Genomic DNA, 14763 nt, shown 5'->3' with positions numbered 1-14763 from the left:
CGGGACGGCGGCGGCGCCGAGGGCGGCGCCGAGGCCCGCGCCGGCGGACAGCCGCAGCATGCCGCGCCGCGACAGCGCCTGGCCGGCTGGTGCCTGGGCCGCGCGGACGCGCTGGTAAGTAGCCTCGTCGGTCAGGTCGCCGTCGTGGCCGGGCTGGGGACGGTGGGGGGTGTCACCGGTTCGCATGTGCTCGATGCTGCTGACCGGCCGCCCGAAAGTCAACTTTCCCTACAGCTTTACCATGGAAACGGAGCCGGAAACCGGGGATGCGGACGTCTGGGAGTCCGCCGCTCCGCTGGGTAGCCTGGCGACCATGGCGGAGACGGCGCCGACGGCGGCGGGCGAGGTCGACTCGCCCGCGGACCTCGCGACCCTGCTGGACCGGCACGCCTACCTCTGCGACGAGGGCCTCGCCACCGCGTGCTTCCTCGCGCTGCGGATGGGCCGGCCGCTCTTCCTGGAGGGCGAGGCCGGGGTCGGCAAGACGGAGCTGGCCAAGACCCTCGCGACCGCGCTCGGCGCGCCGCTGATCCGGCTGCAGTGCTACGAGGGCCTCGACGCCTCGCAGGCGCTCTACGACTGGGACTTCCCCCGCCAGCTCCTGCACCTGCGCGCGGCCGAGGCCGCGGGCGTCGGCGACGTCGCGCGGCTGGAAGGCGAGCTGTACGACCGGCGGTTCCTGCTCGCCCGGCCGCTGCTGCGGGCGCTGGAGACCTCCCCGAGCGTGCTGCTCGTCGACGAGCTGGACCGCGCCGACGACGAGTTCGAGGCGTTCCTGCTCGAGGTGCTCAGCGACTTCACCATCACCGTCCCCGAGCTCGGCACGATCCGCGCCGAGCGCCCGCCGGTCGTCGTCGTCACCTCCAACCGGACCCGCGAGGTGCACGACGCGCTGAAGCGCCGCTGCCTGTACCACTGGCTGGAGCACCCGTCGTTCGACCGCGAGGTCGCGATCATCCGGCGGCGGCTGCCCGCCGCGGCCGCGCGGCTGGCCGGGCAGGTCGCGGGCGCGGCGCAGCGGCTCCGGACCCGGGACCTGCTCAAGCCGCCGGGCGTCGCGGAGACCCTGGACTGGACCGAGGCGCTGGTCGCGCTCGGCGTCCGCGAGCTGGACCCGGGCACCGCCGCGGTGACGCTCGGCGCCGTGCTCAAGTACCGCGAGGACCAGCAGCGCGTCCTCGCCGGCGGCCTCGACGCCCTGCTGAACGGCGGGTGAGCGGCGGTGCGGGACGTCACCGAGACGATGGTCGGGTTCGCCAGGACGCTGCGCGCCGCCGGCGGCTCCGCCGACCCCGAGCGCGTCCAGGCGATGCTCGCCGCGCTCGACCACCTCGACGTCCTCGACCCGTCCGAGGTGTACTGGGCGGGACGGCTGACGCTGTGCGCCGACCCCGACGACCTCGCCCGCTACGACCGCTGCTTCGCCGCGTACTTCTCCGGCGCGACGGTACGCCCGTCCCGCCGCCCGCCGCCCGTGGTCGTCCGCCGCATGACGGTCGCCGAACCGGACGGCGCCGCCGGCGGCGACGACGGCGAGCTGAACGCGGCGACCGCCAGCGCCGCCGAGGTGCTGCGCGACCGGGACGTCGCGCGGCTCACCGCCGCCGAGCGCGCCGAGGTCGCCCGGCTGATCGCGGTGCTGGACGCGGGCGCCGAGCGCCGCCGGTCGCGCCGGTTCGCGCCCGCGCCGTCCGGCCGCCTCGACCCGGCCCGCACCGTCCGCGAGACGCTGCGGCGCGGCGGCGAGACGTCCCTGCTGCGGCATCGGGCGCACCGCACCCGGCCGCGCCGCGTCGTGCTGATCGTGGACGTCAGCGGGTCGATGAGCCCGTACGCGGACGCGCTGCTGCGGTTCGCGCACGCCGCGGCCCGCTCCGGCGGCCGCGACGCCGAGGTGTTCAGCGCGGGGACGCGGCTGACCCGGCTCACCCGCGAGCTGCGGCACCGGGACGCGGACGCGGCGATGGCGGCGGCGTCCGCCGCGATCCCGGACTGGAGCGGCGGCACCCGGCTCGGCGAGGAGCTGAAGGAGTTCCTCGACCGGTTCGGGCAGCGGGGCCTCGCGCGCGGCGCGGTCGTGGTGATCGCCTCCGACGGCTGGGAGCGCGGCGACGCGTCCCTGCTCGGCGCGCAGATGGCCCGGCTGCGGCGGCTCGCGTACCGGGTGATCTGGGCGAACCCGCACAAGGCGCGGCCCGGGTACGAGCCGCTCACCGCGGGGATGGCGGCGGCGCTGCCGCACGTCGACGACTTCACCTCCGGCCACAGCCTCGCCGCCCTGGAGGGGCTGGCGCGGCTGGTCGCCGGCACCGGAAAGGGGCGGGCGCATGCGCGACGTGCTGGATGACATCGCCGGCTGGTACGCGGCGGGGGAGACGTTCGGGCTGGCGACGGTGGTGAACACCTTCCGCAGCGCGCCGCGCCCGGCGGGCGCGGCGATGGCGGTGTCGGCGGGCGGCGAGGTCGCGGGCAGCGTGTCGGGCGGGTGCGTCGAGGGCGCCGTGTACGAGCTGGCGCAGTCGGTGATGGCGAGCGGGGAGCCGGTCGTCCAGCGGTACGGGGTGACCGACGACGACGCGTTCGCGGTCGGGCTGACCTGCGGCGGGATCCTGGACGTGCTGGTCGAGCCGGTGAGCGCCGCGACGTTCCCGGAGTTCGCGGACGTCGCGGCGGCGATCGAGGCGCGCGAGCCGGTCGCGGTCGCGACGGTCGTCGCCGGGCCGGGCCGGATCGGCGCGCGCCGCGTCATCTGGCGGGACCGCGCGGCGGGCTCGCTCGCGCCGGGGGAGCCGCACGCGGCGCGGCTGGACGCGGCGGTCGACGACGACGCGCGCGGCATGCTGGCGCAGGGCCTCACCGGGCAGCGGCACTACGGCCGCGAGGGGGAGCGGCGGCTGGACGACCTCGCGGTGTTCGTCCACTCGTTCGCGCCGCCGCCCCGGCTGCTGGTGTTCGGCGCGATCGACTTCGCGGCGGCGGTGGCGCGGGTCGGCAAGTTCCTCGGCTACCACGTGACGGTCTGCGACGCGCGGCCGGTGTTCGCGACGCCGAAGCGGTTCCCGGACGCCGACGAGGTCGTGGTGAAGTGGCCGCACAAGTACCTGGAGGAGTCCGGCGGCGCGATCGACGAGCGGACCGCGATCGCCGTGCTCACCCACGACCCGAAGTTCGACGTCCCGCTGCTGGAGGTGGCGCTGCGGACGCGCGCCGGGTACGTCGGCGCGATGGGGTCGCGGCGCACCCACGACGACCGGCTCGCCCGGCTGCGCGAGGCGGGCCTGACGGACGCCGAGCTGGGGCGGCTGCGCTCGCCGATCGGGCTGGACCTCGGCGCGCGGACGCCGGAGGAGACCGCGGTGTCGATCGCGGCGGAGCTGGTGCAGCTGCGCTGGGGCGGGTCGGGGCGGCCGCTCACCGACACCAGCGGCAGGATCCACGCCGGCGGCTGATCCGCGGGCTACCCTCGGCGGATGACCGCGAAGGAGTTGAGCCGGCACGGCGCGGAGCCCCCGGCCGGCCTGCTGCTCGCCGCGGGCGAGGGCAGCCGCCTCGGCCGCCCGAAGGCGCTGGTGGAGCTGGACGGGGAGCGGCTCGTCGACCGGGGCGTGCGGACGCTGCGGGACGGCGGCTGCGCCCCGGTGCTGGTGGTGGCGGGCGCCGCGCAGGTCGAGGTGATCGGCGCCGTGGTGGTGCCGAACCCGGCCTGGCGGGACGGGATGGGCTCGTCGCTGCGCGCCGGGCTCGCCGCGCTGCCGCCGGGATGCCCCGCCGCGGTCGTCGCGCTCGTCGACCAGCCGCGGGTGACCGCCGCCGCGATCGCCCTGCTCGTCGCCGCCTACGACGCGGGTGCCGAGATCGCCGTGGCGACGTACGGCGGCGCGCCGCGCAACCCGGTCCTGCTGCGGGCGGAGCACTTCGCCGCGGTCGCCGAGGCCGCGGTCGGGGACATGGGCGCGCGCGGCTTCCTGCGCGCCCACCCCGATCTGGTGACCCGCGTCCCCTGCGACGGCGTCGCGTCGCCCGACGACATCGACACCCCCGAGGACCTCGCCGCCTTCACCCGCCCGGACCGTTGACCCGCCGCGGGTCGGGGCGACGGGCCGGGCTCGCCGCGGCGGCTCGCCGGGTCAGCGGGAGCGGGCCTCGGCGACGGCGCGCTCGTAGGCCAGGAGCGTGTCGATGAACAGGCGGCGCTGCGCGGGGGTGAGGGGTTCCAGCGCGGTGCGCCACGCGCCGGCGCCCTGACCGAGCCATCCGTTGATCGCGGGCAGGTGCTCGTCGGCGACGCTGACGATGGTGCGGCGCCGGTCGGCGGGGTCCTCGCGCCGCTCCAGGATGCCCTGCCGGCTGAGGTCGCCCACCATCAGGCTGACCGTGGCGGGCGCGACCTCCAGCCGCGCGGCCAGCTCGTTGACGCTCATCGGGCCGTCGAACAGCAGGTAGGCCAGCAGCGACAGGTGGCGGGGCGCCAGGTCGAACGCCGCCAGCTCGTCCGGCACCCGGATCCGCTTGGCCGCCGACACCAGCCGCGGCATCAGCAGCAGCATCGTCCGGATGCCGTCGTCGACGTCCGGTCCCGCGCTCTCTTCGGTTGACATGCCTCTGCGTCCAAAATAGCTTTGCTCTATAAAAGACTTTGCTTGCAAAGCAAAGTCTCGTTCCGTGCGTCCAGGATAGGAGACCGGCTCGTGAGCGACTGGAACAGGGCGATCATCGAGGAGTTCCGGGCGAACGGCGGCGCGGTCGGCGGCCCGTTCGCCGGCGCCGACCTGCTGCTGCTGACCGCCACCGGCGCGAGGACGGGCGGCAGGCGCACCACGCCGCTCGGGTACATGGCCGACGGCGACCGGCTGCTGGTGTTCGCGTCCAACGCGGGCGCCGACCACGACCCGGACTGGTACCGCAACGTCCGCGCCGACCCCCGCGTCACGGTCGAGGTCGGGACGGAGACCTTCGACGGCGTCGCGCTCCCGGTCGAGGGGGAGGAGCGCGACCGGCTGTACGCGCGGCAGGGCGAACTCGTCCCCGCCTACGCCGATTACCAGCGCAACACGTCCCGCGTCATCCCGGTCGTCGCCCTGCACCGCGCCCGCCTGGACGGGCGGGCGTGGGCCATCGGCGACGAACTGGTGCAGATCCACAACGACCTGCGCGCGCAGCTCGCCGGCCTCCGCGACGCCGTCCTCGCGTCCCTCGACGGGCGTCCCGCTCCGCTGCCCGACCTGCGGGGACAGCTGCGCGAGCACTGCGTGTCGGTGTGCGACGTGCTCGGCGAGCACCACGACAACGAGGAGGGCCGCGCGTTCCCGCGCCTGGAGGCGCAGTTCCCCGGCCTCGCGCCGGTCATCGAGCGGCTCCGCCGCGAGCACGTCGAGGTGACCGGCGCCCGCAAGGAGCTCCAGGCCATGGTGGACGACCTCGGCTCCGCCGACCCCGGCCGTGTGCGCGCGGAACTCGACCGGATCACCGCCGAGCTGGACGCGCACTTCGCCTACGAGGAGGAGCAGCTCGGCGCCGTACTCAACGCCGTCGGCCCGATCTGGCGCACCGGCCCGCACCGCTCGTAACGGAGGCTACCGCCCGTAACGGAGGCTACCGCTCCTAACGGAGGCTAGGGCGCGGGCAGGACGCTCTCGTCGAGGGCGCCGCAGTCGACGGCGCGGCGGAGCCGGTCGGTGAGCGCGCGGATCGTGGCGGGCTCGTCCAGCACCCCGCCGGTCGCGGCCTGCTCGTGCCAGGCGCGGACCCGGCCGATCACCTCGTCGGCGCCGGTCAGGTGGAAGGCGTACACGGCGGCGTAGCGGCTCGGCAGGTGCGCGGGATGCAGGTCCCAGCCCTGGTAGAAGCCGTGCCGCAGGGAGTGGCCGACCTGCGCGGCGTGCGCCTGCCAGGTCGCGTTCACCTCGTCCGGGCCGTCGTTGCGCGGGATCACGTTCGACGAGCCGTCCGAGAGCCGGACGCCGGTGCCGGCGAACGCGACCTGCATGACGTGCCGCGCGAAGTCGCAGGCGGGATGGTCGAGGCGCTGCTCCTCCGGCGGCAGCCCGAGCGCGGCGGTGTAGTCGAACACGCCGAAGTGCGCGGCGGTGAGCCGGCCGCCGGCGGCGGCCGCGATGCCGGGCAGCCCGATCCGGCCGTCCGGGGTGAAGATCGCCTCGGTGGTCTCCACCTGCACCTCGAAGCGCAGGATGCCGGACGGCAGGCCGAGCGCGGTCTCCAGCCGGTCGAGGTACTCGACGAACAGCGCGACGTGGTCGGCCGCGACGACCTTGGGGAAGGTGATGGTGAACCCGCCGGGCAGCCGGCCGAGCCGGTCGCGCAGCGCGGTGAGGAACCCGTCGAGGGTGCGCATCGCGCGGTCGTGGCCGCCGTCGGCGAACGACTTGACCCGCACGCCCCAGTAGTGCGGCAGCCCCTTGACCTGGTAGGCGGCGGCGACGGCCTCGACGACCTGGGCGATGTGCGCGTCCTCCTCGTCGTCGGGGCGCACCCCGTAGCCGTCCTCGAAGTCGATCCGCACGTCCTCGATCGGCTCGCGGGCGAGCTTGGCGGCGACCCGCTCGCGGACCGGGCCGGCGAGTTCCGGGTCGAGCCCGAACGCGGCGCCGAACGACCCGGCGCCGGGGGTGTGGGTGTTCAGCAGGCGCAGCGCCTCCGCGCCGAAGTCGGCGGGCGTCGAGCGGGAGAACCGGTCGGCCGGGACGTAGACCGTGTGCACCGGCTGGCGGCCGTCGGCGCCGCCGGGGAAGCGCTCGCGGTGCTCGTCGCGGACGGCGGCGATGCGCGCGGACAGGTCGTCGAACGAGGAGACGCTGAGGTTCACCCCGCCATGATCCCCCAAGATCCGGGCGATTGTCAGGAGGCGCCCGTTCCGGCCGGAGACCCGGACCGGTTCCTCCCGATTGGGGCTACTATAACTAGCCGGGCGGCAAGTAAGTGGGTTCCCGTGTCGCGGGACCTCAGGGGAAGGTGACCATGACCGAACACGGGACGGCCGAGCGCCCGGCGCTCAGCACCCGGCAGATCTACATCGCCATCTTCGGGCTGATGCTCGGGATGTTCCTGGCGATGCTCGACAACCTGATCGTCGGCACCGCGCTGCCCACGATCGTCGGCGACCTCGGCGGGCTGGAGCACCTGTCGTGGGTGGTGACGGCGTACACGCTCGCCACCGCCGCCGCCACCCCCATCTGGGGCAAGCTCGGCGACCTGTACGGCCGCAAGGGCATGTTCATGACCTCGATCGTGGTGTTCCTCGCCGGGTCGATGCTGTCCGGGCTGTCGCAGAACATGGGCGAGCTGATCGGCTTCCGCGCGCTGCAGGGCCTCGGCGCCGGCGGCCTGATGGTCGGCGCCATGTCGATCATCGGCGACCTGGTGCCGCCCCGCGAGCGGGGCCGCTTCCAGGGGCTGATCGGCGCGATGATGCCCGTCGCGTTCGTCGGCGGGCCGCTGCTCGGCGGCTTCCTCACCGACCACCTCAGCTGGCGCTGGGCGTTCTACGTCAACGTCCCGATCGGCGCGGTCGCGCTCCTGGTCATCGCGTTCGGGATGCGGCTGCACACCACCCGCATCAAGGCCCGCATCGACTACGTCGGCGCGACCCTGCTGACCGTCGGGATCGTGTGCGTCACGCTGGTCGCGAGCTGGGGCGGCTCGCAGTACCCGTGGGCGTCCGCGCGGATCATCGCGCTCGCCGTCGTCGGCGTCGTCGCCCTCGTGGTCTTCGTGTTCGCCGAGAACCGGGTGCCCGAGCCGATCCTGCCGCCGCGGCTGTTCCGCAGCCGCAACTTCACCGCGGCGCAGATCCTCAGCTTCATGGTCGGCGCCGCGATGTTCGGCGCGGTGAACTACCTGCCGCTGTACATGCAGACCGTCCAGGGCGCCAGCCCGACCACCAGCGGGCTGCTGCTGCTCCCGCTGATGTTCGGGATGCTCGCCACGATGCTGATCAGTGGGCAGCTCATCACCCGCACCGGCCGCTACCGGCACTTCCCGATCATCGGCGGCGCGGTGCTGACCGGCGGGATGCTGCTCCTGCTGATGCTGGAGGTGAGCACCAGCACGCTCACCAGCTCGTTCCTGACCATGGGCGTCGGCCTCGGGATGGGCCTGATCATGCAGAACACGATGCTGGTCACGCAGAACAGCGTCGAGCTGCGCGACATGGGATCGGCCAGCGGGTCGGTCACGCTGTTCCGCACCATCGGCGGCTCGCTCGGCGTGGCGCTCCTCGGCTCCATCTACAACAGCCGGTTCGAGGACGAGGCGGTGCGCCGGCTCGGCGCCGACGCCGGGCACAAGCTCGCCTCCGGCGGCCAGCACGTCACCCCGGACCTGCTGGAGAAGCTGCCCGCACCCGTCCGCGAGGCGTTCGAGGCGGGCGTCACCAGCGGCGTGCACGGCATCGCCATCGGCGGGACGGTGCTCGCGGCGATCGCGTTCGTCGTCGCGTGGTTCATCAAGGAGGTCCCGCTGCGCGGCAGCGGCCCCGCCGCCAAGCCGCCCGCCGACACCGTCCCCGCGACGGACGCCGGCACGGTCACCGCCGCCCCGCGCTCCTAGCGGACCCGGCGTTCACCCGCGGCGAGCCGCCGTCAAGGCCCCGGGCCTCGACGGCGGCTCGCCGCGTTTCAGCGGACTTCCTGGACGCCCCAGGAGCCGGTGAAGCGCTCGCCCGGCTTGAGGTCGACGAGGCCCTCGCCCGACGCGAACGCGTTGGGCGGGCACGTCATCGGCTCGACGCCGAGGCCCTCCCGCGGGTTCGGAGCGTTGTCGGCGGTGTAGATCTCCATCCACGGGTGCGCGTCGTCGGCCCACAGCCGGACGGTCCGGCCGTTGCCGCTGAGCGTCACCCAGGCGAGGCCGTCCTCGTCGCGGTGCACCCCGGCGAACGCGTTGTCGATCTTCCGGGCGCCGAGCAGCGGCCCGTCCCGCAGGTCGTGGTCGGTGCCGGTCACGTCGGCGTCGCCGCCGGACGGGATCATCCGGTCGTTCACCGGGACGTACCGGTCGGCGCGCAGCGTCACCGTGCACTCGTCGATCGGCACGCCGACCGTCAGGTAGGGGTGGGCGCCGTGCCCGTACGGCGCCGTCCGGGTTCCGGGGTTGGACGCCGTCATCCGGACGCGCAGCCCGTCCGCGGCGTCCAGGCTGTACTCGGCCTCCAGGTCGAGGCGGAACGGGTAGCCGGCGGTGCCGAGCAGCCGGTGCGTCAGCCGGACCCGGTCCGCGGTGTGCTCGGCGACCCGCCACGCCGCCCACCGGACGAGCCCGTGGATCGCGCAGTCGAGGTCCGGCTCCGACACGTCCAGCTGGTAGGCGGTGCCCTCGTAGCTGTACCGCCCGCGGTCGACGCGGTTCGGCCACGGGATCAGCAGGTGCCCGAACGCGGCGGGGGCCGGCTCGTCCGCGCCGTGCGACAGCACCAGCGGCCGCCCGTCGCGGGTCAGCTCGCGCAGGCTCGCGCCCGACTCGGTGATGACGGCCCGATAGGGCCCGGCGGCGATGGCGTACTGCGCTCCGGTGATCGACTCGGTCATGTCCCGGACGGTACCCCCACCCGGGCCCGCTACGCGATCTCCGCGAGGGCGTGCAGCGCCGCGCTGAACACGTTCGACGGCGGTTCGACGATCCCCGCGCCGACCTGGCCGGTCCCGGCCTCCCGCCCGGCGATCCCGGTGTCGATGACGGGCAGGATCCCGGTCCGCACGACCCGCGTCACGTCGATGCCGGCGGGCGTGCCGCGGAACGACAGCAGCGGGATCTGCAGCACCGGGTGCTCGGCGAGGGTGATCTCGTACATCCGCTGCGTCGCGGCGACCGCGTCCGGCACCTCGCCGCCGACGAACCGGACGATCGCCGGCGCGGCGGCCAGCGCGAACCCGCCCGTCCCGGCCGTCTCGGTGATCGCCGAGTCGCCGATGTCGGGGTTGGCGTCGTCCGGGCCGTACCCGCCGAGGTAGAGGCCGTCGGGCACGCCGGCCGGGCCGGTGAACCAGCGGTCGCCCGTCCCGGACACCTGGACGCCGAAGTCGGTGCCGTTGCGGGACATCGCCACGACCATGCTCGACCCCGGGACGTTCCGGGCCGCGTCCGCGCACGCCTTCGCCGCCGCCATCCCCGCGTTCAGGAAGAAGTGGTCGTTCCCGGCGGCGAACCGGAGCACCTCGGCGGCCCGGTCGCGCGGCACCTCGTCGGCGGCGGCGAGGTCCGGCGCCAGCTCCCGCAGCAGCAGCGACGTCGCCGCCCGGTTCCGGTTGTGCAGCTCGTCGCCCATCTGCAGCGCCTGCGCGATGACCGCCATCAGGTCGAGCGGGCCGTGCCGCCGCACGGCCGCCCGGAGCGCCGGGCCGAGCACCTCGCCCATCCAGGTCAGCCGCTCGATCACCTCCGGCCCGTACGCCCCGTACCGCAGCACCTTGCCGAGGCCCTCGTTCAGCGAGCAGCACGCGGTGCCGCCGTGCTCGGCGTCCTCCACGACCAGCATCCACATCGACGGGGACACCACGCCCGCCATCGGCCCGACCGCGCCGTGGTGGTGGCACGGCTCCAGGACGGCCGCGCCGCGCTCCAGCTCCCGCTCGGCGCCGCGCGGCGTCTCCGCGAGGCCCTCCAGCATCATCGCGCCGATCAGCGCGCCGCGCATCGGGCCGGACGCCCGGTCCCACTCCAGCGGCGGGCCCGCGTGCAGGAACGTTCCCTTCTCCAGGCCGAGCACGTCGCGCGCCGGCCGGACGTCCACCAGGTGCGGGCGCGCGGTCGTCATCCGCCGCACCGCCTCCGCGTTGGCGTCCGCGTGCCCGGGATCGCCGAGCACCGCCGCGAGCGCCGCCTCCGTCCCCGGCGGCGGGGGCCGCCAGTCGACCCGCTCCACCGGGACGGCCTGGTCGGCGAGCGCGTCCGCGAGCACGTCGACGCCCGCCGCGACGACCCGGGGGTCCCGGGTGAGGAGGCCGCCGAGCGGCGGCCGCACGTCCGTCATCCGGACACCCCCTCCACCAGCGCGACCGCGTGCCGCGCCGCCTGCGCGTTCGAGGCGAACACGGCGGCGCCCGCGGCCCGCAGCGCCTCCGCCTGCCGGTCGCGGTCCTGCGGGTCGGCGGGCGTCCCGCACAGCGACACCACCGCGGCGAGATCGGAGCGGTCGCGCAAGGCGGCTTCGACGGCCGGCGCCAGCGACGCGGCCGGGTCCGGTTCGGCGCCGTGGCCGAGCACCACGTCCAGCAGCAGCACGCCGCACGCCGCGTCCGCCGCCTCCCGCGCGAGGGCCTCCAGCCGCAGCGTCGGGTCGATCATCGGGTGGGCGCGGCCCCGGGTGTAGGCGTCGTCGCCGAAGTCGGTGAACCGGTGCCCGCGCGCCCCCAGGTCCCAGCCGAGCGCGTCCCGCGCGACGGCCTCGGCCTCGTCGCGCAGCGTCCCGCCCGCGAACAGGCCGCGCAGCGCCCTCCCCGCCGGCACGCGCGCAGGGCGCGGCGCTTCCCAGCACGGCCATCGCGGGACGGTCAGCCCGAGCGCCTTCAGCGCCTTCTCCACCGCCAGCGTCAGGTCGTCCTCGCCGGGCGTCGGCAACGCGAACACGACCGGCGTGTCCAGCCGCCGCGCCGCCTCCCGGATCAGGTCCGCGACCTGCGGCGCCGGCGGCTTGGACACCAGCACGATCAGCTCGGTGCCCGGGTCGGCGTCCAGCGCGGCCAGCGCCGACAGCGCGGACCGGCCGCTGACCTCCGGCGACAGGTCCCGCCCGCCGACCCCGAGGACGTGCCGGACCCCGGCGCCCGCCGCGTCCAGCAGGCACATCACCTGCTGCGCGCCCGTCCCGGACGCCGCGACCACGCCGACCGGCCCCGGCCGCACCGCGTTGGCGAACCCGAGCCCGGCGCCGCCGACGACGGCCGTCCCGCAGTCCGGCCCCATCACGATCAGCCCGCGCCGCGCCGCCGCCTCCTTCAGCGCGATCTCCTGCGCCACCGGCACGTTGTCACTGAAGATCATCACGTTGAGGCCGGCGTCGAGCGCGTCCATCGCCTCCGGGAACACGTGCGGCCCCGGCACCGACACCAGCGCGACCGACGCCTCGCCGCGCGCCGCGGCGGACGCCGTCGTGCGCGGCGCGGGCGGCGCGCCGAGGATCCCGCCGCCGTCCGGGACGCGCGCGGCCTCCCGCAGCAGGCCGTCCAGGGCCTCCCGCGCCCCGTCGAGGCCGCCGCCCTCCGCCCGGACCGCGACGACCAGGTCCGCCGGGCCGGCGTCCGCCGGCACCGCGAACCCCATCCGCGCGAGCAGCTCCAGGTTCGGTTCCGTGCCCATCGCCGTCATCGCCGACGACACGTCCGGCCGTTCCGCCAGCAGGCGGCTCACCCGCATCAGGGTGACCGAATCGCGGTAGGCCCCCCGCCGCACCTCGACCCAGTCGGCGCTCATGGCGCCCCGCGCCCGTCCCGCCGGCCCGCCGCGGGGACGGCCCCCCGCGCCCCCCGGTCCGCTTCGCTCATGCCGTGTGCTCCGCCGGGTCCACCGCCGGGCGGCGGTGGCCGGGGGACGTGAGCGCGAGGGTGGCGCGGCAGCCCGCGAGGACCCCCCACGCCAGGTCCGTGCCGGAGGTGTGGCCGATCGCCAGCAGCCGCCGGACGGCCGCGGACGGCGGCTCGTGCCCGGTGACGCAGCGCAGCACCGCGGCGATCTCCCCGCCGGCGCCGCCCGCCGCCGCGCAGTGCAGCAGCGTCGCGGCGAGCGCGGTCGTGCGGGTGCCGGCGTCCGCGGTGACGGCCGCGCCGAGCCAGTCGGCGAGCCACACCGCCGTCCCGCCCCGCTGGGCGGCGACGGCGCCGCCGACCAGCCGCAGCGACACCAGCAGCCCGCACAGGATGTCGTCGCCGCTCGGCGTCAGCCCGGGACCGAGGCCGACGATCCGCTCGGCGGCCTCGACGGCGCCCGCGAGGTCGCCCGCCGCGCAGCACTCGGCGAGCGCCAGCGGGTCGGGATGCCCGGCGAGCCCGCCGCCCGCCATCCCCGCCGCGACGAACGCGTCCTCCAGGACGGCGACGCCGCGGGCGAGCGCGGCGGGCTGGACCAGGCCGAGCGCGGGCGCCGGGTCCCACCAGCGGCGCACCCGCACGCACAGCGCCCCGGCCTCCACGCGGCCGTCGCCGACCGTGGCCTCGTCGCCCTCGCGGACGGACCGGAACGGCTGCTCGCGGCGCTCGGCGGCGACCACCACGGCGTTCGGCAGCCGGACCGCGTCGCAGGTGACGACGGCCAGCACGCGCGGCTCGGGGCCGCCGCGGGTCTCCAGGTACAGCGCGGACGGGAACACCGCGATGACCCGTGCGGCGCGCCTCGGCGGGTCGAGCAGCGGCCGCAGCGCCAGGCTCGCCGCGCCGGCGGCGGGTGGCCGCCGTCCGGGACGGGCCGGGAGCGGGATCGGGTCGCGGACGAGTGCGGTCACGGATCCTCCCGAGGCCGGTGTCGGCTGCCGCCCGGATCGCGGGCGGCCCGGCCTCCGCCGAAACGGTAGAACGGCCCTCGCACCGGACGTATGGGGAAAGCTGCCAAGGATGGTTGTCATCGTTCGTCTTTGTTGTCAGTGTTGATCAGGAACCGGTAGCGATCACGCCACACGCGGCGATGTACGCACCAAAAGGCGAGGTGACCCCTGGCATGAGTTACACCAGTGCGGACCCGGGCCCACCGGCCCTGCGGCTCGCGAGCACCGGAACACTGACCTACGGCCTGTCCGTCGGCGAGGTCCTCGGCGCCAGCACCCTGAACGGCGCCCGCCTCATCGCGGGACGGTCCGGACTCGACCGGGTCGTGCAGCGGCTCAACGTGATGGAGGTCCCCGACATCCTGTCGTGGGTCAAGCCGAACGAGCTGCTGCTGACCACCGGCTACCCCCTCCGCAACACCCCGCAGTCGCTGGACAACCTGGTCGCCGACCTGGACGAGCGCGGCCTCGCGGCCCTCGCCATCAAGCTCGGCCGCTACCTGGACTCGCTGCCCGCCGAGATGATCGCGCAGGCGGACCGGCGCGGCTTCCCGCTCATCCTGCTCCCCAACGACGTCGGCTTCGACGACATCCTGAACCAGGTCCTCACCGACATCCTGAACCGGCAGGCGGCCGTCCTCGCCCGCACCGAGGAGGTGCACCGGGCGCTGGTGCAGATCGTGCTGTGCGGCGGCGGCCTCCAGGAGGTCGTGGACGAGGTCGCGTCGCTGCTGGACGTGGCGGTCGTGGTGCTGGACGGCGAGCAGCGGGTGCTCGCGGGCGCCGGGCCGGACGAGCACGTCCAGGCGATGCGGGGCTTCGACGCTGGCCGGCACGCGGCGTGCGGGCGCGGCGGCTGCGGCATCATCGGCGCGCACGGCACCGGCGACCACCTGGTGGTGCCGGTCGTCGCGGGCGGCTTCGACCACGGCCGGATCATCGCGTTCAGCCCGGCGGGCACGCTGCGCGGCTCCGACCTCGGCATCCTGGAGCGGGCCGCGACCGTCGCGGCGCTGGTGGTGACCAAGCAGCAGGCCGTCGCGGCGGTGGAGAGCAAGTACCGCGCCGACTTCCTGCGCGACATCCTGGCGGGCCGCGCCGGCGACGACGACCGGGTCGTCGCGCACTGCGGCGGGTTCGGCTGGGATCTGGACCGCCCGGTGATGGTGGTCGTCGCGGAGCTGGACGGGCGGCCCCGCGCCGCGGCCGCCGCGACCGCCGCGACCGGTGCGGCCGGCGTGACGGTCCCGGCGCCGGCGCCGAGCCCGGAGAACGAG

General features: G+C 75.7%; 14 protein-coding genes. 7 read left to right on the top strand and 7 right to left on the bottom strand.

Features of this window, described 5'->3' with window-relative positions; all coding sequences use genetic code 11:
- Window positions 1-186: hypothetical protein (locus F9B16_RS42025; RefSeq protein ID WP_225992423.1), on the bottom strand; the 186-nt coding region annotated here is incomplete at its 3' end.
- 127 nt (window positions 187-313) lie between these two features.
- On the opposite strand from F9B16_RS42025, the gene F9B16_RS42020 reads away from it, so the two are divergent.
- The 4 genes from F9B16_RS42020 to F9B16_RS42005 are packed head-to-tail and all read left to right on the top strand — an operon-like array spanning window position 314 to window position 4076.
- The gene (locus F9B16_RS42020) at window positions 314-1216 is read left to right on the top strand and encodes an AAA family ATPase (protein WP_151542004.1); all 903 of its coding nucleotides are present in this window, start codon (window positions 314-316) and stop codon (window positions 1214-1216) included.
- Between the two features lie 6 nt (window positions 1217-1222).
- Window positions 1223-2347 carry a vWA domain-containing protein gene (locus F9B16_RS42015; RefSeq protein ID WP_225992422.1) on the top strand — a complete coding sequence of 375 codons (1125 nt, stop codon included), beginning with the start codon at window positions 1223-1225 and terminating at the stop codon, window positions 2345-2347.
- Window positions 2328-3449: an XdhC family protein gene (locus tag F9B16_RS42010; protein WP_151545845.1), complete on the top strand. Its 1122-nt coding sequence runs from the start codon at window positions 2328-2330 to the stop codon at window positions 3447-3449. Before F9B16_RS42015 ends, F9B16_RS42010 begins: the two co-directional genes overlap by 20 nt.
- Before the next feature lie 21 nt (window positions 3450-3470).
- Entirely contained in the window at window positions 3471-4076 is a 606-nt protein-coding gene (locus F9B16_RS42005) for a nucleotidyltransferase family protein (protein WP_151545844.1), read from the top strand.
- Between the two features lie 51 nt (window positions 4077-4127).
- On the opposite strand, the gene F9B16_RS42000 is transcribed toward F9B16_RS42005, so the two are convergent.
- Entirely contained in the window at window positions 4128-4598 is a 471-nt protein-coding gene (locus F9B16_RS42000; protein WP_151545843.1) for a MarR family winged helix-turn-helix transcriptional regulator, read from the bottom strand.
- A 90-nt stretch (window positions 4599-4688) separates the two neighbouring features.
- Between F9B16_RS42000 and F9B16_RS41995 the strand changes: the two genes are divergently transcribed.
- Complete coding sequence (locus tag F9B16_RS41995; protein WP_225992421.1) at window positions 4689-5567, top strand: nitroreductase/quinone reductase family protein; 879 nt, start codon at window positions 4689-4691, stop codon at window positions 5565-5567.
- Window positions 5568-5611: 44 nt separating this feature from the next.
- Here the strand turns inward: F9B16_RS41995 and F9B16_RS41990 are convergent, their stop codons facing one another.
- Complete coding sequence (locus F9B16_RS41990; RefSeq protein WP_151545842.1) at window positions 5612-6823, bottom strand: DUF6986 family protein; 1212 nt, start codon at window positions 6821-6823, stop codon at window positions 5612-5614.
- 152 nt (window positions 6824-6975) lie between these two features.
- Between F9B16_RS41990 and F9B16_RS41985 the strand changes: the two genes are divergently transcribed.
- Window positions 6976-8565 (top strand): MDR family MFS transporter, encoded by a 1590-nt coding sequence (locus F9B16_RS41985; protein WP_151545841.1) that lies wholly within the window; start codon window positions 6976-6978, stop codon window positions 8563-8565.
- A gap of 68 nt (window positions 8566-8633) precedes the next feature.
- On the opposite strand, the gene F9B16_RS41980 is transcribed toward F9B16_RS41985, so the two are convergent.
- The 4 genes from F9B16_RS41980 to F9B16_RS41965 all read right to left on the bottom strand — a co-directional run bounded on the left by F9B16_RS41980 (window position 8634) and on the right by F9B16_RS41965 (window position 13447).
- On the bottom strand, window positions 8634-9542 hold the full coding sequence (locus tag F9B16_RS41980) for an aldose 1-epimerase family protein (protein ID WP_151545840.1): 909 nt from the start codon (window positions 9540-9542) through the stop codon (window positions 8634-8636).
- Window positions 9543-9571: 29 nt separating this feature from the next.
- Window positions 9572-10984 carry a YlbE family protein gene (locus F9B16_RS41975; RefSeq protein ID WP_151545839.1) on the bottom strand — a complete coding sequence of 471 codons (1413 nt, stop codon included), beginning with the start codon at window positions 10982-10984 and terminating at the stop codon, window positions 9572-9574.
- Window positions 10981-12423: an FdrA family protein gene (locus tag F9B16_RS41970; RefSeq protein WP_151545838.1), complete on the bottom strand. Its 1443-nt coding sequence runs from the start codon at window positions 12421-12423 to the stop codon at window positions 10981-10983. The genes F9B16_RS41975 and F9B16_RS41970 overlap by 4 nt, the downstream gene beginning before the upstream one ends.
- A 67-nt stretch (window positions 12424-12490) precedes the next feature.
- The gene (locus F9B16_RS41965) at window positions 12491-13447 is read right to left on the bottom strand and encodes a DUF2877 domain-containing protein (protein ID WP_225992420.1); all 957 of its coding nucleotides are present in this window, start codon (window positions 13445-13447) and stop codon (window positions 12491-12493) included.
- A gap of 212 nt (window positions 13448-13659) precedes the next feature.
- On the opposite strand from F9B16_RS41965, the gene F9B16_RS41960 reads away from it, so the two are divergent.
- On the top strand, window positions 13660-14763 hold a 1104-nt coding region (locus tag F9B16_RS41960; RefSeq protein WP_192809248.1), incomplete at its 3' end, for a PucR family transcriptional regulator ligand-binding domain-containing protein.

The sequence above is a fragment of the Actinomadura montaniterrae genome, from assembly GCF_008923365.1.
Classification (GTDB): domain Bacteria; phylum Actinomycetota; class Actinomycetes; order Streptosporangiales; family Streptosporangiaceae; genus Spirillospora; species Spirillospora montaniterrae.
Note: the sequence above shows the minus strand (reverse complement) of the source record. Positions and strands in the feature narration are given on the sequence as shown.